The organism is Priestia sp. P1_B12_1 (assembly GCF_056406695.1).
Genome location: NZ_JBFTZR010000006.1, coordinates 216,749 through 237,966 on the forward strand (window position 1 = coordinate 216,749; position 21,218 = coordinate 237,966).

Consider the following 21,218-nt stretch of genomic DNA (forward strand, 5'->3'; position numbering starts at 1 on the left):
GACACAGTGAGTGATGTTTTAACAAAAATTGAAATTATTACACGCCCTTCAAAGTTTGAAGAGCTTAAGCAAGAACTGGCGAAAATCGGCGTTAGCGGTATTACAGTTACGGATGCACTGGGGTGCGGGTTGCAAAAAGGCATTACGGAGCTTTATAGAGGCGTTAAAAAACAAGACAATATGCACGCACGAATTAAAGTAGAAATTGTAGTGTGCGAAGTTCCGGTAGCTGACGTTGTTGATAAAGCAAGAAAAGTACTAAATACAGGTCAGCCTGGAGATGGGAAAATATTTATCTATGAATTAAAAAATGCGATTAAGATCCGAACGGGGGAAGAGGGATCACAGGCATTACGAAATAATAGTTAAACTTAGGGAGAAAGAGAAAACAAAGGGTCATATAGAAGGTGCATACTCTGCACCTTTTTTTAGATTGAATAGTTACACGGCATGTTTCCTTACGGTGACATGCTTTTTTGTTATATATATAGCCAAAAAGTATATCGCAAAAAATAAGTGAATATAATTAAAATTATTTTTATAAAATTAAGAAAATTATAAAAATATGTGTCATTATTACTGACAAGTTTGGTGAAATACTGCTGTTTATCCTTTTATAATAGTAAAAAATAACTATATTTTTACTATTTTTAGTTTCTCTTTATATATGAGAGCGAATCTATTATGAAAGGATGTGAAAAAAGATGTACATAAACAGCAAGCTGTTTCACCGTTTTCAGAAATGACATTTGTTGCAAAGATAAAAAGCGTTCTAGACGCGAACAAAGGGAGGGAAAATCGTTATAAAAGACTAGCCGCTATTAAGCGTTTTATAACGATTACTACATGCTAAGTAAAAAAATGTTATCTATTTTAGCAACAACGGTCTTATCGGTAGGGTTTGTAGCTGGCTGTGGGAGCAACAGTACATCAGGAGAAGATAAAGGCAGCAATGTTATTAAAATTGCTACGCAAAGCCCTTTGTCAGGAGGTAGTGCGACATTAGGTGAAGCAATCAAACTGGGAGCTCAGTTAGCTCTTGATGAAGAAAAAGACACGTTTAAAAAATTAGGATATAAACTTCAGCTTGTACCTTATGACGACCAAGGCGACCCGAAAAAAGGCGTAGCGAACGCTCAGTTAATCGGATCCGATAAAGCCGTCTATGGAGTGATAGGACATTTAAACTCAGGGGTTACCATTCCTTCATCTGAAACGTATGAGAAATATTCGATTCCAATGATTTCTCCTGCAAGTACAGCAACGGACGTAACAGACCGAAAGTTAAAAACGGTTAACCGCATTGTAGCGCGCGATGACTTCCAAGGGCCTGCAGGAGCTGAATATGCTGTTAAAGAGTTGAAAGCAAAAAATATTTTTGTCATTCAAGATAAAACAGCTTACGGACAGGGGCTTGCAGGCGCTTTTAAAACAGCAGCTGAAAAAGAAGGAGCAAAAATTGTTGGATTTGAAGGAATTACGGTTGGAGAAAAAGATTTTAACGGTGTGTTAAATCAAGTCTCTAAAGAAAAGCCGGATCTCGTTTATTTTGGTGGTCTTTATGCAGAAGGCGGACTTTTAATTAAACAAGCTCGTGACAAAGGAATTACCGCTAAGTTTATGGGAGGGGATGGCTTAGACTCATCAACTTTAGTTGATATTGCCGGAGATGCTGTAAAAGATACGTATCTTACGTCAGTAGCAGGCGATGCTTCCAAGACGCAATTCGCTAAAGATTATGAGAAGAAATTCAATAAAAAAGTAGAGTCATATTCTGTATACGGGTATGATTCCATGAAAGTTATGCTTCAAGGTATTCAAAAAGCAATTGAAGACAATGATAAAAAGCTTCCTTCTCATGAAGCAGTACGTGACGCCGTACGCGGTATTACAGAATATAAAGGAGAACTTACGCAGGTAGGATTTGATGAGAAAGGAGATAATAAATACGCTAAAATCTTTATCTATAAGTTTGACGCTCCTTCATACCCAGCTAAATTAGAAGGAGAAATCTCACAGTAAACCTTAGAAAAGAAAGGTATGGATGTTCCGTACCTTTCTTTTCTTAAAATCGATTTTATAGGACGAAAGGGACGAGGTTATATGTTTGCTCATATTATACAAACGCTGCCGCAAGTGTTAATTGACGGACTAACATTAGGAGCTGTATATGCAATTATTGCCCTAGGTTATACGATGGTATATGGGATTTTAGAACTCATCAATTTTGCACACGGCGAAATTTTTATGTCAGGTGCCTTTATCGGAACCGCTATTTTAATAGGGTTAACAGGCGTAGGTTGGATTGCAGCTTTTCCGGCTGTTGTGACGTTAATTTTAGTTCTTCTTATTACGAGTGTTGCAACTGGGTTTCTTGGTATGGGAATTGAAAGAGTGGCTTACCGCCCTCTGCGCAAGTCTTCTAAACTGATCACACTTATTACAGCTATCGGAATGTCATTTCTATTACAGGACTTTGTGCGCTTCATTACGGAACTTAAGAATGGTAACTATATTGTTAATACTCCTGCTTTATTTTCAGGCAAAGTATCGGTTAGCGCCTCTTCTCTTTCATCATCATTTGATGATGCTACATTTAAAGTAACGTTTATCGTAGTGTTAATTGTTGCTCTTTGCTTAATGATCGGACTTGAAATTTTTGTCAATCGGACCAAATGGGGAATGGCAATGAGGGCTGTAGCCCAAGATCCCGATACAGCTTCACTCATGTCCATTAATGTAAACAAAGTTATTTCTCTTACTTTCTTTATTGGTTCGGCTCTAGGAGGCGCAACCGGTGTGTTATTTGCGCTTCATTACGGAACAATCGATCCTTACATTGGGTTCATATTAGGATTAAAGGCTTTTACAGCAGCTGTTTTAGGGGGAATAGGCAATATACGAGGCGCAATGTTTGGAGGGCTAATGCTTGGCATCCTTGAAATGTTTGCAGCTGCGAATTTATCAACAATCACCGGCAATATTTTAGGAGCAGAGTATAAAGATGTATTTGCATTTGCCATTTTGATTTTGGTGTTAATTTTTAAACCAGAAGGCTTATTTGGAAAAGCCGTTACAGAAAAAGTGTAGGTGATGAAGATGAAAAAATTAATGAGTAGGCTTGAAGGAAACAAAAAGGCGCAAATTATTCTATTTTTTATATATGTAATTGCAACAAGCGGTAGTTTAATGCTTGCCCAGAAGTCCGTTGTCGCATTTTTACTTCTTTTATTTTCATTATTACTTCTGTATTTTATGTCTCTTTCTACTAAATTAAAATGGCTAATAGCAGGGGTCATTTTAATTGTGCTGCTTCCTTTTTCAGCTAGCCAAGGCCCTGCTTATGAATCCTATATGGAAGTATCTACACTAGTAGGCATCTATATTGCTATGGCACTTGGGTTGAACATCGTAGTGGGATTAGCTGGATTATTGGATTTGGGATTTGTTGCTTTCTTTGCAGTTGGGGCTTACACGTATGGAATTTTCGCGACCAATCAAGCTGCTAATTTTATGCCTTTTGGTACGTATCCATTATCAGGAGAAAGCTTTTGGTTTTTTATTATTGCGGGATGCCTAATAGCCGCTTTATTTGGAGTTCTGCTTGGTATACCTGTGCTGCGCGTAAAAGGAGACTACCTTGCTATCGTTACGCTTGGATTTGGGGAAATTATTCGAATTGTATTTAACAATTTGGATAAACCAATCAATATTACAAACGGGGCAATGGGGCTGTCCTCCGTGACGCCGCCTTCTATTTTTGGGATTAACTTAGTATATCCAAGTCAGTTCTATTATGTAGTATTAGTCATCTTAGCTGCAGTTATTTTTATTGTACGGCGATTTGAATATTCTAAAGTAGGACGATCGTGGAAAGCGGTTCGTGAAAATGAAATTGCAGCTCAGGCGATGGGAATTCACCTTGTCAGAACAAAGCTGCTTGCGTTTGCTATCGGTGCCTCTTTTTCAGGCATGATGGGAGTGGTCTTTGCCGCTAAGCAAACCTTTGTTGATCCAACCAGCTTTACGCTGTTAGAATCTATCACGATTTTAGTTATGGTTATTTTAGGAGGAATGGGGAGCGTTCCAGGCGTCATACTTGGAGCGGCGGTTGTAACCATTCTTAATCTTCAAGTATTAACGGAGCTCACCGATTGGTTTAATCAACTGAGTTTAAACGGGGTTATCTCTATACCGGATGCACTTTCGCCAGCTAAAATGCAGCGATTTATTTTTGGCGGACTTCTTATTCTATTTGCTCTATACAGGTCTCAGGGGTTGCTTCCTGCTAAACAGCCTACGTTCGATTTGAAAGAGCTGAAAGAAGAAGCTGAAAAAGAAGAAATACAGTCCGTGATTTCAACGGCTGAGAAAAACGTCAATCTATAGAGGTGAAAGAAATTGTCTATTTTAGAAGTGAAAAATGTAACCAAGACCTTTGGCGGTTTAGTTGCCAATCAAGACGTAACAATGGATATTCAAAAAAATTCAATAACGGCTGTAATAGGACCAAACGGCGCTGGGAAGACTACATTTTTTAATATGGTGACAGGTGTTTATCAGCCAACCTCAGGTGATATTATGTTAAATGGTCAATCTATAACAGGGCTAAAACCTCACAGCGTATCAAAACAAGGGATTTCTCGGACATTTCAAAACATCAGGTTATTTAGTAATATAACGGTGTTAGAAAATGTGTTAGTTGGGATGCACAACCATTTGAAAGCAACCACTTTTGAAACGCTGTTGAATTTACCTCGAGCAAAAAGAGCGGAAAAAGCAGCTAAAAAAGAAGCGTATAAGCTGTTAGAATACGTTGGGCTAGAAGCTTTATATAACGAAGTAGCCACTAACTTATCATATGGAGCGCAGCGCCGACTCGAAATTGCCAGAGCGTTAGCTACTAGACCCTCACTGTTATTATTAGACGAACCGGCTGCTGGTATGAATCCGCGTGAAACAAAAGAGCTGACGGATCTTATTCACACGATACGAAAAGACCGGGAAATAACCATTTTATTAATTGAGCATGACATGAAGCTCGTCATGGAAATTTCTGATCATATTATTGTATTAGATCATGGAATAAAAATTGCAGAAGGAAACGCTGAACATATTCGTACACACCCGAAAGTGATCGAAGCCTATTTAGGAAAAGGAGCGGCAGAGGAGATAGAAAGAAAGGAGAAAAGCACATGACTCTATTAAAGTTAACTGAAATTGATACTTCTTATGGAGGAATTCAAGCACTTAAAGGAATAACGATTGATGTAGAAGAAGGAGAAATTGTGACTCTTATCGGAAGCAATGGAGCCGGAAAATCTACCACATTAAAGTCCATTAGCGGTCAAGCTCCTGTCAAAGCAGGTAGTATCATGTATAAAGGCACCCACATCACGAAATTCCCTCCTCACCAAACGGCCCGTTTAGGAATAGCTCATGTACCAGAGGGAAGAAAGATCTTTCCTAAGATGACGGTAAAAGAAAATTTAACTATCGGAGCATTTTCACTTTCTAATAAAAAAGTAATAGAAGAAAACATGACTAGAGTACTCACCTATTTTCCAAGATTAAAAGAAAGATTGACTCAAAAAGGAGGAACGATGAGTGGCGGTGAACAGCAAATGCTAGCTATCGGGCGGGCACTTATGATGAACCCTTCTATGCTTATGCTAGATGAACCTTCTATGGGGCTTGCTCCTATCATTGTAGAACAAATATTTGAAATCATTATGGAATTAAATAAAAGCGGAATGACCATTTTACTCGTTGAACAAAACGCTTATCAAGCGCTGCAAATCGCGCACCGAGGCTATGTGATTCAAACGGGCGAAATTATTCTGCAAGGGAAAGGGACGGAATTAATTCATAATGAAAAAATAAAAGAAGCTTATTTAGCTTAAAAAACAAACCGCATCGCGTTTTAACGCTGCGGTTTGTTTTTGTTCACAACGGATGATTTGGATAAAGCAGGTAAGCATTGCTATTATCTGGTTTAGTTTCTTAATTAAGTAGGGAACGTTTAAAATAAGATTATTGAATAAGTGAATAATTAGGCAACTCCCTAGATGAAAGAAATGATTCAATTTAAAGCTTTTTTATAAAAAACAAAAAAAGTTGAAACTTTTTTCATTAAAAAACGTTTATAAAGTAATAGAAAAAAATGGGTACGGTTATTTACACTCAAAAAGGAAGTGAGAGCGTGGCGACGCTGAAAACTAATTATTTGACTGACTTATGCTTAATCTATAGAGAAAGTCAATTTTATGTACTGCAAATACCTAGTTTCTACAAAAAAATGGCTAGCAAATACTTTCAGTTTCAGCCTCAAGAAAAAATTATCGCGTATTTACACAGCTCTTTTATAGCAGGCCTAGATAAAAGGGGAATTTGCTTTACAAATAAGGGGATTTACTGGAAAAGCAGAGGGATGAAAAAAGGAAAAATATTATGGGAAGAGTTCGCTAACATTCAATCCATTACCATTCGAAAAGAAGAAATGATTTGTTTTAATGACGTGGAGAAATTTCAAGTCAATCAAAACGATTACTCAGCTAGAAAGCTAGTATCTCTATTAAAAAAAATCAAGAAATTTATTCGCACTCATTCCCATGAATATATGTGTCAAGACTATATATATCCGTGTGTATCCTCAAAAGAATTAACTTCTATTTGTTCATCTTTTCAAATTCATCAAACCCCTGATCCAAAAGATGTGTTGTCGGTAGAAGGACAGCTATGTGAAGAAGTTGAAAAAGAGATGCGAAACAGGCTCTATTTACCTGCTAAAGAAAAAATTGTAGCTCATTTAAATACATATCCTCTTCAAAAAACCGAGGGGATTACCGTTTGTTCTAAAGGAATTTATTTCTCAAAATCTTTTAAAACAGTTTACTACCCTTGGCACTTATTTCGCCACGTGAGTATTTCAGTGGAAACCGAGGAATTAAAAATTGCTAAAAAACATTCGTTATCTCTCAACTCAGCTGCCGTATCAAGCGGGGAAGTAATGCTGTTTCTCAAACAAATTAAACAGCATGTGCAGGCTTTGCATGAAAAAGAAGTCAATATTAAACAAGATAATAAGTTTGCATGGAAAATGTTAATTTAAAAAACAGGTTACGCGTAATCTGTTTTTTTATTTTGTAGTTCTTTAGAATTATTTATTTGGAATATTGAAAGACATCATACAAGTAAACAAGTCTAGAATATTGGAAGTTAAGAAATTTTTCCCATGACTATAAGGTTAATTTTACCAAAATCTCTTTTCTGTTTGGATAATTATGCTAAAATAGAGCTCGAGTTTATTTTAAGGAGCTGACAACAAGATGGAACGTAATTATTCAATTGATTTTATTAAGTTTTTTGCTACAGTGTTTGTGGTTTGTATTCATGTTAATCCATCACATGACGATTTCTTTTTAGGGAACCAGGAAAATGTGCTAGATGTCATTGTTGACACATTTGCACGATTCGCGGTTCCTTTTTTCTTTATTGTATCAGGTTATTTGTTTATGAATAAAATTCAAAAGCATCCAAAGCCTTCTGCATACTTAAAAAAATACACGTGGAATATTTCCAAGCTTTATGCATGTTGGTTCATCTTTTATTTATTGTTTGGTGTAGTTCTGCGCTTATTTCAAAACCACGGAACATTAGCAGAACGAAAAGGTGCAGTAGCTGATTATTTAACATCATCCATCACATTCAAAGATATTTTTTATTACGGAAGTGACACAAGCGGATTTCAGCTTTGGTACTTGATTGCATTAATTTGGGCTGTTGTCATCGTTTTCTTATTTCAACGATGGAAAAAGATTGGCTTATTAATGTTTATCAGCACCGTATTATATGTAACTGGGTTATTTGGGCAGTCTTATTCTTTATTTTTTCCACTTTCTTTTCAAACGAGAGATGCCCTGTTCTTTGGTTTGTTCTATACAGTATTAGGAGCTATGTTTGCCCTTTATGGCAAGCAAATTCTGTCAGTATTAAACGTAAGGCCAATGATTTATTTAGCCAGCTTTTTTGTGTTTTCAGCGTTAGAGATCGTCGAGCGCTACTGGTTGGTTAATATCCAGCACAGCAAGCCCGGAGACTATTTTATTTCCACAATTTTTTTATCGGCATCATTGTTTTTATTCGTATTGAGCAGTCCAAGTCTTGGCAAAAACTCATTCTTTTCAAAGGTTGGGAAAAATTCAGTTGGCATTTATGTAGTGCATATATGTATATTAAATGAGACCTATCGATTGCTTCGTTCTATAGATTCTTCTTTCTTTACAAATAGTGTCGTTGCCTACGTACTTATCGTTCCAGTAGTTTTTTGGTGCTCGTACTATTTATATAGAGGGATTCAATGGACAAAGGGAAAATTACATGTGAAGCCGCACAAACATTCATTTACAAAGCTACAGCATAAATAAAAAGAGCTGGCTAACTAAGCCGGCTCTTTTTATGATGCAATAGCGTACAAAAGCTGCTTTTGCAGTTGAGGGGATAAAGAAATATTTTGATACAATTCGTAAATATGATGTTCGTTCCGGTGATAACAAATCCAATCCTTGTATGTTCCTTTTAAGAAGATGCGAAAAAACACGATTCGCTTATTCGTGCCGCCTGTTTTTAATTCAATTTTCAAATCATCTGTTTCTAATGTATACTGTACTGTAGAAGAGGAAAGAGCAAGTTTAGTTGTTTTTTTACTTGTTTTAATGAATTCGGCAAGTTCAATGATCTTCATTTTTTTACCTCACTCTATTGTAAATTAGGGGTATCTTATACGTATGATGTGTACAAGGAAAATAGAATCGTTTTTTTATAGCTTAGAAGAATGATCTTCAGCCCCTTCGTTAAGGGATTTGCATAAAAGGTTGACGTTTTCTTTCAATACAAATAAAATGCATATTAAGAAGTATTTCCCTCATTGTAACTACAGAAAAAGAAGAATTAAGGGGGCTCAATATGTTGACTGACTTAGTTGTAAGTCAAAAAGTAGTCAAGGTAAATGAATTTACTGTTGTAGGAGTGCCTATTCGAACAGATGAACCTGTGGAAGAAACGGGCACAGGTCTTATTCCCGAGCACTGGCAGACTTTTTATAAACAACAGTTAGCTAATAAAATCGCCAATAAAGTAAATGGTAATACATTTGCTCTTTATACAGAATTTGAATATAATCAAAAAATGGATTTTACATTTGCTCTCGGATATGAAGTTTTACCCGGCGGCGAACTGAAAGATGATATGAGAGAGTTCATCATCCCAGAAGGTGAATACATGGTGTTTACAACAGCTGTTGGGCCAGCTAGACAGGTAGTCGTAGAGGCTTGGGCTTATATTCGCGAGTGGGCTAAAAAAAATCATCGTGCCTATAAAATAGATTTTGAATTATATGATGAACGCTGTATTGATCCTGAATACAGTCAAGTCGATATTTATGTTTCAATTTAATAGCTAGTTTTGCTAAGTAGTTAAGATGCAGAGAAGCGTTTTTTGCTGCGTTCTTACTTTTGACGATAGGAATACAAAAGGGGTTTAGCGAGAGTGATCAGCAACGATTTATTACAAGCTTTAAAAGACGGATATAAACAGAGAATTAAATGGGTACTTATAAGTCAAATGGCACTGTTCATCACCGTAGCAGTCATACTTGTATCAAATTTTGTCACTAAATTTTCGTTTAACCAATTAAGCTTTATTTTTGTTTTGGTTAGTATAAGTTCGCTGTTATCAGGAGTAGAGCACGTATTGTTAAAACGTGAGAAGTGGCAATGGATTTTTGATTTTATTTTAGCTGCTTTTTTTATTGGTTTATCTATTTTTTTACACCGTTAAAGCGCCTGGTTCAGCGCTTTTTTATTTTGGGCAGCTCCGCATGCAATGTTCGGACCTTTCTAGTATAAACAAAAATAGGTATTTATGACGAAAACAGTCAGAAAATTTAGTAAAAAAGTCTTGTATCTTGTCTTTATTTCGATTATGATAAGTTTACACCCTTCGTATTCACTTCTTTGGATGTCAGTACCTCTATTTTTACACTACAGAAAAGAGGTGAAGCCATTTCTTCAGTTTTCCTGCTAGCCTGCATACTAACCCTTTTAGCTATTTTATTTAGTAGCAACTACCCTCAAAATTAAAGGAGAGATCCGCGCTTATGTCAAAAGCTCCTGTAAAAAACGATATTGAACTTCAACTATCTGAAACGCATTTTTTCCAACTGCTTGATTTAATTTATTTAGGTAACTGGATGGTCACAGCATGTTCTGGAGTGGAAGATGAGCATGCACAAGAATATACGGATGTAGAAAAACAAATGTTTTCTCATGCAGAGCATTTCCTTGAAAAAGGACCTTTTCACACGCTAAATAATGAGGTTATGTTTACAGAAGAACATGAAGATTCTCTTCAAGATATTATTGGAGAATACGATAACGAAGTGTTTTGGGAAGCGCTAGCCTATCGCATGGCTAAACGAGATGTGATAGAACAAATAGGACCCATTAAAGAAATAAAAAATGAAGTTTTTATGCAAATTTTCCATCGAGAAATGGAGTATATACGAGAGTTTGAAACAAATGGAATTAAACGAATAACCATACCGCCTTTGCAGTAAAGGAGACAAATCGGCTTTCAAACTTGAAGGCCGATTTGCTGTTAAGCTGAAGCTTTTCTATTCCGCCTAAGAGGCGGGAAAGATCGGTATGTAAAGCTCCGCCATAACCATTCACACGGACCGTAATAGAAATAATAAAGCCACCACTTGTTACAAAAAAGCTGGAGTGTATATATAATGAGACAAATAATCGTGCTTTCTGTTAAGGTAAGAGTTCCGTATAAACCAAAGGATCGAACCATCCACAGGCAAATTAAAGTTTGGCTAAGGTAAGTTGTTAATGCCATTGTTCCACTATACTTAAAAAGACCCAGCATCGAAGCGTAAGGAGAAAATTGCAGGAATAACAGTAAGGTGGTAAGATAAAAAAAACATAGAAAAATGCCGCTCAAACTTGTAAAAAGGTGAATGGCCGCCTGCTGATAGAGTCCATATTTTAAAATTTCTAGTTTTAAGATAGCAAGAATCATAGTTAAAGTAAAACCCGCTGCGCCTGTTATTGACTGAATTTTCTTAACAAAAGAACGGTTTTGTTCGATATTATGTACTAATCCTTTTTTAGCGGTATATAAGCCAAATAAAAACATAGAAAATACGGGAAAGATAGAAAACGGTAGATTTAATAGCATAGGCACCACTTCAACATTCAAACGATAAAACAGCCAAGATAAATAGTCTGCTTGCCTGTAGGTGGATAAATATTGGGTTAAGACATGTTCATGTAAAGCTTTATACTCCCACTGAGCCTCCTGCAAGACGTGTGCTGGAGTAAAAAACTGCATACAAGCCAAAAGATAAAAAAAGCATAGCAAGCCTATTGCCCACAGCAAAATCGTCTTAGCTTTTCGATTGTAAAAAAAGAATAATAAAAGACCGCCAATAGCATACACATGCAAAATGTCTCCATACCAGAAAAAGACAAGATGAAAAAGCCCGATTAATAGCAAAGCAGCCATTCTTCTTGACCATAAAGCAGCGGCAAAGTACTGCTTTTCTTCAGCTCTATGCAAAAAAATTCCGCATCCAAGTCCAAACAAAAAAGAAAAGATGGTAAAAAACTTCCCTTGGACAAACAGCTGCAAGAATAAATCAATATAAGCATCTATTCCTTCATACTTATAAGAAACATTGTACAGCTGAAAAATAAATATCGGAGAAGTAAAAGCCGGTATATTCACTAAAAAAATGCCCAGCAAAGCAATGCCCCGAATAATATCAAGAATAACAAGACGTTCGTTAAGGGGAAGTGGAGAAGGATTCATCGCTGTCGCTCCTTTTGGTTAGATATGTACATCTTAACACGGCAGTGGCGAAAAAATAGGTGGAAGTACAAAAAAATAAGCGGAAAGATTCATAGCTTTATGGATGAAAAAGTTGGATAATAATGGTATGGTCACCCATATCAAATATGAAAGGTGGAGAAAAAGATGAAAACAGCACTTGTGTTAGGTGGAACGCGTTTTTTCGGAAAAAATTTAGTTCAGACATTGCTTTCTAAAGGAGTACAGGTTACGTTAGCAACGCGAGGTAAAACACCGGATGATTTCGGCGACCGAGTTGAGCGAATTTTTCTTGATCGTGTAGAAAAAGATTCTGTAATCGAAACAACAAGAGGAAGAAAATGGGATGTTATCTTCGATCAAATATGCTATTCTTCACACGGCGCAGCTGTTGCTGTTGAAGCTTTTCGTCATAGTACGAGTCACTATGTACTTACCTCGACTCTTTCAGTATATGGTTCTTTAGAAAAAACGTGTTATGAAGAAGATTTTGATCCATACAAGTATCCTATTTCATATACACGCCGTGAAAATATTTCCTATCAAGAAGGAAAACGCCAAGCCGAGGCAGTATTCTTTCAAAAAGCACCGTTTTCGGTAACAGCTGTCCGTTTTCCAATTGTTATGGGAAAAGATGATTATACGGACCGCTTGCGTTTTCACATAGAAAAAATTATGCATGGAGAAGAAATTGGTGTACCGGCTATTGAAGCAGAAATGAACTTCATTTCACAGGAAGAAGCAGGTGAATTTTTAGTTTGGTGTGCAGAACAGAAGCTAAAAGGGCCGATTAACGCTTGTTCAAATGGTACCATTTCACTCAAAAATTTATTTTCATATATTGAACAAGCAGCGGATAAAACAGCAAGAACAACCTCTCGTTTAACGGATGAAAATAGTTCTCCGTACGGAGTAGATCATTCTTGGACGATGAGCAATGAAAAAGCTAGCTTTTGGGGATATTCATTTACGAACCTGCAGGACTGGCTGCCTTCATTAATCAAAACTGTCGTTGAAAGCGAAAAGAAAGTACCTTTAAGTTAGAGAACAACAAAGACTGCACGTTTAGCAGTCTTTTTGCTGTTACAAGCAGAACATTTTTATTTTATGGGCAAAAAAGGTACGCTAAGTATACATCATTATATAGAAGAAAGAAGGATACACTATGGCAAAACATCACTTTCATTTGCAAGCAAATTGGCCAGGAGGCCGAAATGAAGTGGGAACAATTGAAGCAGGGCAATTAAAAACAAACATTTCTATTCCACCAGAAATGGACGGGCCAGGAGCCGGGACAAATCCAGATGAAATGCTGCTAGGAGCAGCAGCCACTTGCTACATTATCACGCTTGCAGCGATGCTAGAAAGAAGTGGAATCCATCAGGAGGCTTTAACGATGGAATCAGAAGCTATCGTGGACGTAACGAATGGTGTGTTTACGTACGAAAAAATCATTCATAAACCTCACGTGATCGTCACACCTGAATTTGCGGCCCAAGAAGAAAAAATCAATCGACTTATAAAAAAAGCAGAAACATCCTGTATGATTTCAAGAGCCATTCAAGGAAATGTTGAGATTGAATTAGAGCCTCAGCTCACAGTAAAAGCGTAATGGACCCATTACGCTTTTCTTATGTTTATTTCTACAAAAAGCACATTTAAGATTGTAAAATACTCAAATTTGAATATAATAATTTAAGTAGCTATCATTTTTGTTCATCAAAAAGATGACGCGAAAGGAGGAACTGAAATGGTTTCATCAGAAAAAAATATTCGTTTTATCGTAGCAGGATTGCTGCTCGGTATTTTTATGTCAGCCATGGATAATACCATCGTAGCGACTGCTATGGGGAAAATCATTTCTGATCTAGGCGGGTTAGATAAGTTTGTTTGGGTGACGTCTGCCTATATGGTTGCCGTGATGGCGGGTATGCCGATATTTGGTAAACTATCCGATATGTACGGCCGTAAACGTTTTTTATTTTTGGATTGACGGTATTTTTACTTGGCTCTGCATTGTGTGGCCTAGCGCAAAGCATTGTGCAGCTAAGTATTTACCGGGCGATTCAAGGAATTGGAGGAGGAGCGCTTCTTCCGATTGCTTTTACCATTGTATTTGATATTTTCCCTCCCGAGAAACGCGGGAAAATGACAGGATTATTAGGTGCCGTTTTTGGCTCAGCAAGCGTTTTTGGTCCGCTTCTTGGTGCATACATTACGGAATACATCAGCTGGCACTGGGTATTTTATGTGAACGTGCCGATTGGACTTTTATCGTTATTTTTTATTGTGCGCTTTTATAAAGAATCAAAAAGTCATAAAAAACAAAAAATTGACTGGGCTGGTGCAGCCACTCTTGTAATTTCAGTAGTTAGTTTAATGTTTGCTCTTGAACTTGGAGGGAAAGAGTACGATTGGTCTTCTCCGCAAATTTTATCTCTTTTTGCTATCTTTGCTGTGGCGCTATCACTCTTCTTTTTTGTGGAAAAACGCGCGCAAGAGCCGATTATTTCATTTTGGATGTTCAAGCGCCGTTTATTTGCAACATCACAAATTCTCGCTTTCTTATACGGAGCAACATTTATTATTTTAACGGTATTTATTCCTATTTTCGTTCAAGCTGTCTATGGAGGTTCTGCTACAAATGCAGGTTTAATTTTAACTCCGATGATGTTAGGCTCGGTAGCAGGAAGTGCTATCGGCGGGATTTTTCTAACAAAAACAAGCTTTCGAAACTTAATGATTATGTCCGTTTTTTCATTTGCAGTGGGAATGTTTTTATTAGGAACAATGGAACCTGATACACCTCGTTGGATGCTGACGGTATTCATGATTTTGACTGGGTTTGGCGTAGGATTTAGCTTTTCTCTTTTACCAACTTCGTCAACGCATAAGCTGGATCCACAGTTTAGAGGTTCTGCCAACTCAACGAACTCATTTGCGCGTTCTTTAGGAATGACGCTGGGAGTTACGATTTTTGGAACGATTCAAAGCAATACATTTACAAATGAGCTGCAGCGCAATTTTCAAGGTATGGGGAATGGATCACAAGGAGCATTTTCTCAAATAGGAGATCCGAGTGCAGTTTTTCAATCAAGTGCCCGAAACAGCATTCCGCCTCAAATATTAGATAAGATTGTTGATGCTATGTCTACATCGATCACGTATGCATTTATGCTTGCTCTTATTCCAATTGCAGTAGCTATCATTACTGTCTTTTTAATGGGAAATGAACGAGTGGAAGTTCCCCCTAAAAAGCGGGTAGAAGCAAAGGAACCTGCAGCTCAAAAATAGAAAAAGCGCGAAGATGTTCGTGCTTTTTTTACTAAATAAGATGCATGTCAAGAGGTGAAAGATGTTATGAGTGTTAAATTAGTCATACTGGGCTTATTAATGGAAGGAAATAAGCACCCTTATGAAATTCAGCAAACCATTAATGAAAGACAAATGAAGCACTATATTAAACTTGCAAGCGGTTCTTTATATTACGCTTTTGATACGCTCGAAAAAGATAAGTTGGTGAAAGTAGTCGATGTGATTCGAGAGACGAACAGACCTGAAAAGACCGTTTATTCTATCACGGATGCAGGAAAAGAAGAATTCGAGCGCCTTTATTTTGAACAGCTGTTAAAAAAAGAGCATATGCATAGACCAGTTTATGCTGCGCTTTCATTTACTTCTTACATCGATCAAGAAAAAGTGGCTTCTGCTCTAGAAAAAAAGATTGAGGAAACGGCAGCTTATTTAGAAAAAATGCAAAATTTGTACCAAGTTAAAAAGGTGGATCATTCCATTGCAAATCTGTCGATCATTATGCGCACGATTATGCATTTGAAAGTAGAACTAACTTGGTTCACTCATTTACTCGAAGCGGCGAAAAGCAGCAAGCTTACAGAAGTAGATGATGGTTATTTTGAAGACGTTGAAAAAATCGTAGATGAGTTTTAAAAAAGAAGCAAAACGCTGCTTCTTTTTTTTAATAGTCATAAAATATATTTCAAGCAATTTAATTTTGCCAAAAGCTAGGTCAATAACAATTAATTAACACTTGATTCGACCTTTAATCAGCTTTACTTATAAAACGCTTTCAAAAAGTAGTAAGACTATTAAAAAAGTAAAAAAAATTAAAGAAATATAGCGATTTCATTTTGATTGACGAGTAAAAGAGTGGTAAAATATAAGCAGATATCAGATACACACGCAGTGAGATTTATCACTCGTTGTAAAGATGTCAGACGATAAGGTAATCGACATTCAAAATGGAAAGATTGTTGAGTACGACAATTATTATAACTCGTTGGGGGTTTTATCATGGGTAACGAAACGTCGAATAGAGGGGAGCCTTGGCAAGGATTTTTGGGTCCGAACTATGGCTATGTATTAGAACAGTATGAGTTATATGAAGAGCAGTCAGATCTAGTAGATCCAGAGTTAAAAGAATTATTTGATTATTGGGGTGCTCCTCCATTAAACGAAAGTGAGCAGGTTCAGCAAGCTGAATACGCACAGGCTGCACCTTCAGCTAACACATCTAAAATTGCATCGGCTATTAAGCTAGCGGAAAACATCCGTGCTTATGGTCATCTATACGCATCAATTAAGCCTCTTGAAAGCGAGAAGAAAGATCCTGTCTTGCTTCACTTGGAAGATTACAATTTAACGCAAGAAGATTTAAAATCAATTCCGGTTGATATTTTATGTACGAATGCGCCATCACACGTCAAAAATGGTTTAGATGCAATTAACTATTTAACAGATGTCTACACAAAAACCATTGCGTTTGAATTCCATCACGTACATAACATGGAAGAGAATAAGTGGCTGACTGATATGGTCGAGTCAGGTGCTATTTTCCAACCTCTTTCAAATGAGAAAAGAACTTCTGTATTAAAGCGTTTAACAGAAGTAGAAGGCTTTGAACAATTTTTACACCGTACATTTGTCGGACAAAAACGCTTTTCTATTGAAGGCGTAGATATGTTAATTCCACTTGTAGATGAACTGATTGCACGCTCAGTGGAAACAAGCCCAAAAACGGTTAATATCGGTATGGCTCACCGTGGACGCTTAAATGTATTAGCACACGTATTAGGCAAGCCTTATGAAATGATTTTTGCAGAATTCCAGCATGCACCTAACAAGGAATTAGTTCCTTCAGAAGGTTCAATCGGTATCAACTACGGCTGGACGGGAGACGTAAAATATCACCTGGGTGCCGACAAACAAATTAAAGCAGAGAACACAGTTCGAGCTCGTTTGACATTGGCTAGCAACCCTAGTCACTTGGAGTTTGTTAATCCGGTTGTGGAAGGGTTTACAAGAGCAGCTCAAGATGAGCGTGATGTGAATGGATACCCAACACAAGATGTAAAAAAATCGTTCGCGATTTTAATTCACGGAGATGCTGCGTTCCCTGGTGAAGGTATAGTACAAGAAACGCTGAACTTAAATCAATTGACTGGTTATCAAACAGGTGGAACAATCCACATTATTGCTAACAACATGATTGGATTTACAACAGAAAGCGTCGATTCTCGTTCAACGAAATATGCAAGTGATTTAGCAAAAGGATTTGAAATTCCAATTGTTCACGTAAATGCGGATGATCCGGAAGCCTGTCTAGCTGCTGCTTACTTTGCTTATGAGTATCGCAGACGTTTTAACAAAGATTTCTTGATTGATTTAATTGGATACCGTCGATTTGGCCACAATGAAATGGATGAACCGTCTGTAACGCAGCCGAAGATGTATGAAATTGTGACAAAACGTCCAACGGTTCGTGCTATGTATGCAAAGCAGCTTGAAGAACAAAACGTGATTCAAAGCGGCCAAGCAGATCAAATTAATGAAGAGTTACAAGCGAAGTTAAAAGCAGCTTATGAGAAAGTACCGCCAAAAGCTGAAAAGCAACATAGAATTATGGAAATGCCACAAGCAGTCTTCAAAGGAATTTCAGATATTGATACATCTGTTACAAAAGAAGAGCTGTTTGAAGTGAATCAAGAGCTAGTGAAATACCCTGAAGGATTTAACGTATTTCCAAAACTTGATCGCATCTTATCTAAACGTGCCAAAGCGTTTGAAGAAAATGAAAGCGTAGATTGGTCATTGGGTGAGGCATTTGCATTCGCTACGATTTTAAGAGACGGCACGCCAATTCGTATTACAGGCCAGGATTCTGAACGTGGTACGTTTGCACATAGACATCTTGTTCTTCATGATCATAAGACAGGGGATGTTTACTCACCACTACACGCAATGAAGAACGTAAGCGCTTCCTTTGATATTCGTAACAGTCCATTATCAGAAGGATCCGTTCTTGGATTTGAATACGGCTATAATGTATTTGCTCCTGAAACGCTTGTTCTTTGGGAAGCACAGTTCGGTGATTTTGCCAATGCAGGTCAAGTTATTATTGACCAGTTTATTGCTGCAGGCCGTGCTAAGTGGGGACAAAAATCTGGAATGGTCTTATTGCTGCCACACGGCCATGAAGGTCAAGGACCAGAACACTCAAGCGCTCGTCTAGAACGTTATTTACAGCTAGCTGGTGAAAACAACTGGACAATCGCAAACGTAACAAGCGCTGCACAATACTTCCACTTACTTCGACGACAAGCTGCCATTTTACAGCGCGAAGAAGTAAGACCGCTAGTAGTTATGACACCAAAAAGTTTGCTTCGTAATGCTTTTAGTGTGTCAAACCTTGAAGAGTTTACAAAAGGCTCTTTCCGCTTAGTAGTAGAACAGCCTGGATTAGGTAAAAAAGAAGATGCAGTTGAACGAATCGTTCTGTGCAGCGGAAAAATCAGCAGTGAATTAACGGAACGCTTAAACAAAGCAGAAGATGATAAAGATTGGCTACACGTCCTTCGTCTAGAACAAATTTATCCGTTCCCAAGACGCGTAATTGCTGAAATCTTTGCTCGCTATAAAAATTTAAAAGAGATTGTCTGGTTACAAGAAGAGCCGGAAAACATGGGCGCATGGAACTATGTAGAAGATCGACTGCGTGAAGTAGCACCAGAAGGAGCTACGGTTGACTACATCGGCCGCACAAGACGCTCAAGTCCAGCTGAAGGAGATCCAACAGTTCACAGACAAGAACAAGAACGTATTTTACAAGATGCATTAACTAAAAATGAAATTGCTAACGACGTTGTTACACGATAAGGAAGGGGAATGAACCATGGGAGAGATTAAAGTACCGGAATTAGCAGAATCAATTTCTGAAGGAACAGTTGCACAGTGGCTAAAACAAGTAGGAGATTTCGTTGAAAAAGGCGATTATATCGTTGAACTTGAAACAGATAAAGTTAACGTTGAAATTACAGCTGAAGACTCTGGTATACTAACGGAACTTCTTGCTGGCGAAGGTGATACAGTGCAAGTTGGTGAAACAATTGCACGTCTTGAAGCGAAAGAAGGAGCTTCAGCACCAGCAGCACCAAAAGCTGAAGAAAAACCAGCAGAGGAAGCACCAAAGCAAGAAGCGGCTCCAGCTCAGCAAAAAACTGTTGAAGAAGTAGCGCCAGCAGCTGAAGCGCCTCAGCAAGGAAATCAAAAACAATGGCTAATTGCTTCTCCTGCAGCTCGAAAAGCAGCAAGAGAACGCGGAATTAAGCTAGATCAAGTGCCAACTACTGATCCTCTTGGCCGTGTGCGCAAACATGATATTGATTCGTATGCAGACCAAAAATCAAATGAGCAAAAGCAGCAGGCGCAAGCAAGTAAGCCAGCTAACCCGGTATCTCCGTCTCCAGCGGCAAGTGAAAATAGCGATAAACCTGTTGAACGCGAACGTATGTCACGTCGTCGTCAAACAATTGCCAAACGTCTTGTTGAAGTTCAGCAAACAGCGGCTATGCTAACAACGTTTAACGAAGTAGACATGACTGCTGTTATGGCTCTTCGCAAACGACGCAAAGACAAATTCTTTGAACAGCACGACGTAAGACTTGGCTTTATGTCGTTCTTTACAAAAGCAGTAGTAGCAGCACTTAAAAAGTATCCATTATTAAATGCTGAAATTCAAGGAAACGAGTTATTAATTAAAAAATTCTATGATATCGGTATTGCTGTGTCAGCTCCAGACGGTCTTGTTGTTCCAGTTGTACGTGATGCTGACCGCAAAACATTCGCTGGTATTGAAGGATCTATCGTTGATTTAGCGAAAAAAGCGCGCGACAACAAATTAGCATTAAAAGATTTACAAGGTGGAACGTTCACAATTACAAACGGCGGCGTATTCGGTTCATTAATGTCTACACCAATTTTAAATGGGCCTCAAGTTGGTATTTTAGGAATGCACAAAGTTCAGCTTCGTCCGGTAGCAATTGATGAAGAGCGTATCGAAAATCGTCCGATGATGTACATTGCACTTTCTTACGATCACCGTATCGTTGACGGCAAAGAAGCTGTAAGCTTCCTAGCTACTGTTAAAGAACTATTAGAAGATCCAGAATCTTTATTACTAGAAGGTTGATAAAAAGAACCTGCTATTCTCTCGGAGAATAGCAGGTTCTTTTATGTTCGCTTAATGCCTGCGACATAAGCAGGACCCAAAAACGTCATGCTAGAGAGTGTCAGGGCCATTTCTCGCGGTGATTGCTTCATACCTTGTTCTAACCAGTGCTGAATAACTCCAAGATGCGCTGACGTTACGTAAGACATTAAATGTTCAAGTGGAACAAGCGGAGGCGTTTTATTATCAATGAGCTCTAATTTTTCCAGCATATTGGTTTTCATAACTTCTTTAATTTTAAGATGAAAGCCAGGGTTGCCTTTTGGACCAAGCATAACCTGCATAAAACGTGCATTTTCTTGAATATATTCAAAAAGTGTAATAATAAACGGCAAAGGCTGTTCTTTTAAATTAGCAGACACAATCTCATTGGGATTTGCCTTTTTGATAAATTCTTTTATCTCTTGAATGACTTCATTTTCGCTTTTTTCAAGCAAGTCGTATTTATCTTGGTAGTGTAAATAAAAAGTTCCGCGATTAATATCCGCTTTTTTCGTCAAATCCCTGACCGTTACGCCTTCAAACCCTTTCTCTTCCATTAATTCTGTCAAAGCATCTCGGATAAATCTTTTCGTTCGAATAATTCTGCGATCTGTTTTTGAATTCCCCACAGCTTTTAAAACACCTACTTTTTTCTTTAATAATGAACAGTTATATGCTTTGTGTTAAGTAATCGACATTCCCGCTATTATTGCATATTGAGAATACAGGTAAATTCATTATAATTTACATAGTGATCACTAATCAACATCATGTACATTATCTTTTCGTTAACGTGTATATCCTTTAAACAAAAAGG

At 37.7% G+C, this 21,218-nt stretch carries 19 protein-coding genes and 1 pseudogene; 17 read left to right on the top strand and 3 right to left on the bottom strand.

Annotated features, from left to right (window positions below; translation table 11 throughout):
* Window positions 1-6 precede the first annotated feature (6 nt).
* The 8 genes from AC1D0Y_RS20260 (at window position 7) to AC1D0Y_RS20295 (ending at window position 8,426) form a co-directional block, all read left to right on the top strand.
* Entirely contained in the window at window positions 7-369 is a 363-nt protein-coding gene (locus AC1D0Y_RS20260; protein ID WP_028409080.1) for a P-II family nitrogen regulator, read from the top strand.
* A 477-nt stretch (window positions 370-846) separates the two neighbouring features.
* A complete protein-coding gene (locus AC1D0Y_RS20265) occupies window positions 847-2,022 on the top strand; it encodes a branched-chain amino acid ABC transporter substrate-binding protein (RefSeq protein ID WP_028409079.1) in 1,176 nt (391 codons plus the stop codon).
* An 81-nt stretch (window positions 2,023-2,103) separates the two neighbouring features.
* On the top strand, window positions 2,104-3,090 hold the full coding sequence (locus tag AC1D0Y_RS20270; RefSeq protein WP_026106630.1) for a branched-chain amino acid ABC transporter permease: 987 nt from the start codon (window positions 2,104-2,106) through the stop codon (window positions 3,088-3,090).
* A gap of 9 nt (window positions 3,091-3,099) precedes the next feature.
* The gene (locus AC1D0Y_RS20275) at window positions 3,100-4,389 is read left to right on the top strand and encodes a branched-chain amino acid ABC transporter permease (RefSeq protein WP_098248179.1); all 1,290 of its coding nucleotides are present in this window, start codon (window positions 3,100-3,102) and stop codon (window positions 4,387-4,389) included.
* Window positions 4,390-4,401: 12 nt separating this feature from the next.
* Window positions 4,402-5,199: an ABC transporter ATP-binding protein gene (locus AC1D0Y_RS20280; protein ID WP_060746891.1), complete on the top strand. Its 798-nt coding sequence runs from the start codon at window positions 4,402-4,404 to the stop codon at window positions 5,197-5,199.
* A complete protein-coding gene (locus AC1D0Y_RS20285; protein ID WP_477707872.1) occupies window positions 5,196-5,903 on the top strand; it encodes an ABC transporter ATP-binding protein in 708 nt (235 codons plus the stop codon). The genes AC1D0Y_RS20280 and AC1D0Y_RS20285 overlap by 4 nt, the downstream gene beginning before the upstream one ends.
* A 299-nt stretch (window positions 5,904-6,202) precedes the next feature.
* Window positions 6,203-7,111 (top strand): hypothetical protein, encoded by a 909-nt coding sequence (locus AC1D0Y_RS20290; protein WP_334036453.1) that lies wholly within the window; start codon window positions 6,203-6,205, stop codon window positions 7,109-7,111.
* A gap of 217 nt (window positions 7,112-7,328) precedes the next feature.
* Window positions 7,329-8,426 (top strand): acyltransferase, encoded by a 1,098-nt coding sequence (locus tag AC1D0Y_RS20295; protein WP_060746889.1) that lies wholly within the window; start codon window positions 7,329-7,331, stop codon window positions 8,424-8,426.
* 29 nt (window positions 8,427-8,455) lie between these two features.
* Here the strand turns inward: AC1D0Y_RS20295 and AC1D0Y_RS20300 are convergent, their stop codons facing one another.
* Window positions 8,456-8,743, bottom strand: a complete 288-nt coding sequence (locus AC1D0Y_RS20300; RefSeq protein ID WP_028409073.1) for a hypothetical protein — start codon at window positions 8,741-8,743, stop codon at window positions 8,456-8,458.
* 221 nt (window positions 8,744-8,964) lie between these two features.
* Here AC1D0Y_RS20300 and AC1D0Y_RS20305 point away from each other — a divergent pair, with 221 nt between their 5' ends.
* From AC1D0Y_RS20305 to AC1D0Y_RS20315, 3 genes are all read left to right on the top strand, one after another.
* Window positions 8,965-9,453: a GyrI-like domain-containing protein gene (locus AC1D0Y_RS20305; protein WP_013057602.1), complete on the top strand. Its 489-nt coding sequence runs from the start codon at window positions 8,965-8,967 to the stop codon at window positions 9,451-9,453.
* Window positions 9,454-9,546: 93 nt separating this feature from the next.
* Complete coding sequence (locus tag AC1D0Y_RS20310) at window positions 9,547-9,837, top strand: hypothetical protein (protein ID WP_013057601.1); 291 nt, start codon at window positions 9,547-9,549, stop codon at window positions 9,835-9,837.
* Between the two features lie 319 nt (window positions 9,838-10,156).
* Window positions 10,157-10,615, top strand: coding sequence for a hypothetical protein (locus tag AC1D0Y_RS20315; protein WP_060746888.1), 459 nt, complete (start codon window positions 10,157-10,159; stop codon window positions 10,613-10,615).
* A gap of 41 nt (window positions 10,616-10,656) precedes the next feature.
* Here AC1D0Y_RS20315 and AC1D0Y_RS20320 read toward each other — a convergent pair whose 3' ends face one another.
* Entirely contained in the window at window positions 10,657-11,877 is a 1,221-nt protein-coding gene (locus AC1D0Y_RS20320; RefSeq protein WP_477707873.1) for a DUF418 domain-containing protein, read from the bottom strand.
* 165 nt (window positions 11,878-12,042) lie between these two features.
* On the opposite strand from AC1D0Y_RS20320, the gene AC1D0Y_RS20325 reads away from it, so the two are divergent.
* The 6 genes and pseudogenes from AC1D0Y_RS20325 (at window position 12,043) to odhB (ending at window position 20,380) form a co-directional block, all read left to right on the top strand.
* A complete protein-coding gene (locus tag AC1D0Y_RS20325) occupies window positions 12,043-12,939 on the top strand; it encodes an NAD-dependent epimerase/dehydratase family protein (protein ID WP_028412863.1) in 897 nt (298 codons plus the stop codon).
* A gap of 121 nt (window positions 12,940-13,060) precedes the next feature.
* Complete coding sequence (locus AC1D0Y_RS20330) at window positions 13,061-13,507, top strand: OsmC family protein (protein ID WP_060746886.1); 447 nt, start codon at window positions 13,061-13,063, stop codon at window positions 13,505-13,507.
* A gap of 138 nt (window positions 13,508-13,645) precedes the next feature.
* Window positions 13,646-15,189: pseudogene (locus tag AC1D0Y_RS20335) on the top strand (MDR family MFS transporter).
* A gap of 66 nt (window positions 15,190-15,255) precedes the next feature.
* Window positions 15,256-15,843, top strand: coding sequence for a PadR family transcriptional regulator (locus AC1D0Y_RS20340; protein ID WP_477707874.1), 588 nt, complete (start codon window positions 15,256-15,258; stop codon window positions 15,841-15,843).
* 363 nt (window positions 15,844-16,206) lie between these two features.
* A complete protein-coding gene (gene sucA / locus AC1D0Y_RS20345; RefSeq protein ID WP_060746884.1) occupies window positions 16,207-19,068 on the top strand; it encodes a 2-oxoglutarate dehydrogenase E1 component in 2,862 nt (953 codons plus the stop codon).
* A 16-nt stretch (window positions 19,069-19,084) separates the two neighbouring features.
* The gene (gene odhB, locus AC1D0Y_RS20350) at window positions 19,085-20,380 is read left to right on the top strand and encodes a 2-oxoglutarate dehydrogenase complex dihydrolipoyllysine-residue succinyltransferase (RefSeq protein ID WP_060746883.1); all 1,296 of its coding nucleotides are present in this window, start codon (window positions 19,085-19,087) and stop codon (window positions 20,378-20,380) included.
* Window positions 20,381-20,421: 41 nt separating this feature from the next.
* Here odhB and AC1D0Y_RS20355 read toward each other — a convergent pair whose 3' ends face one another.
* Window positions 20,422-21,030 (bottom strand): TetR/AcrR family transcriptional regulator, encoded by a 609-nt coding sequence (locus tag AC1D0Y_RS20355; RefSeq protein ID WP_060746882.1) that lies wholly within the window; start codon window positions 21,028-21,030, stop codon window positions 20,422-20,424.
* Window positions 21,031-21,218 lie beyond the last annotated feature (188 nt).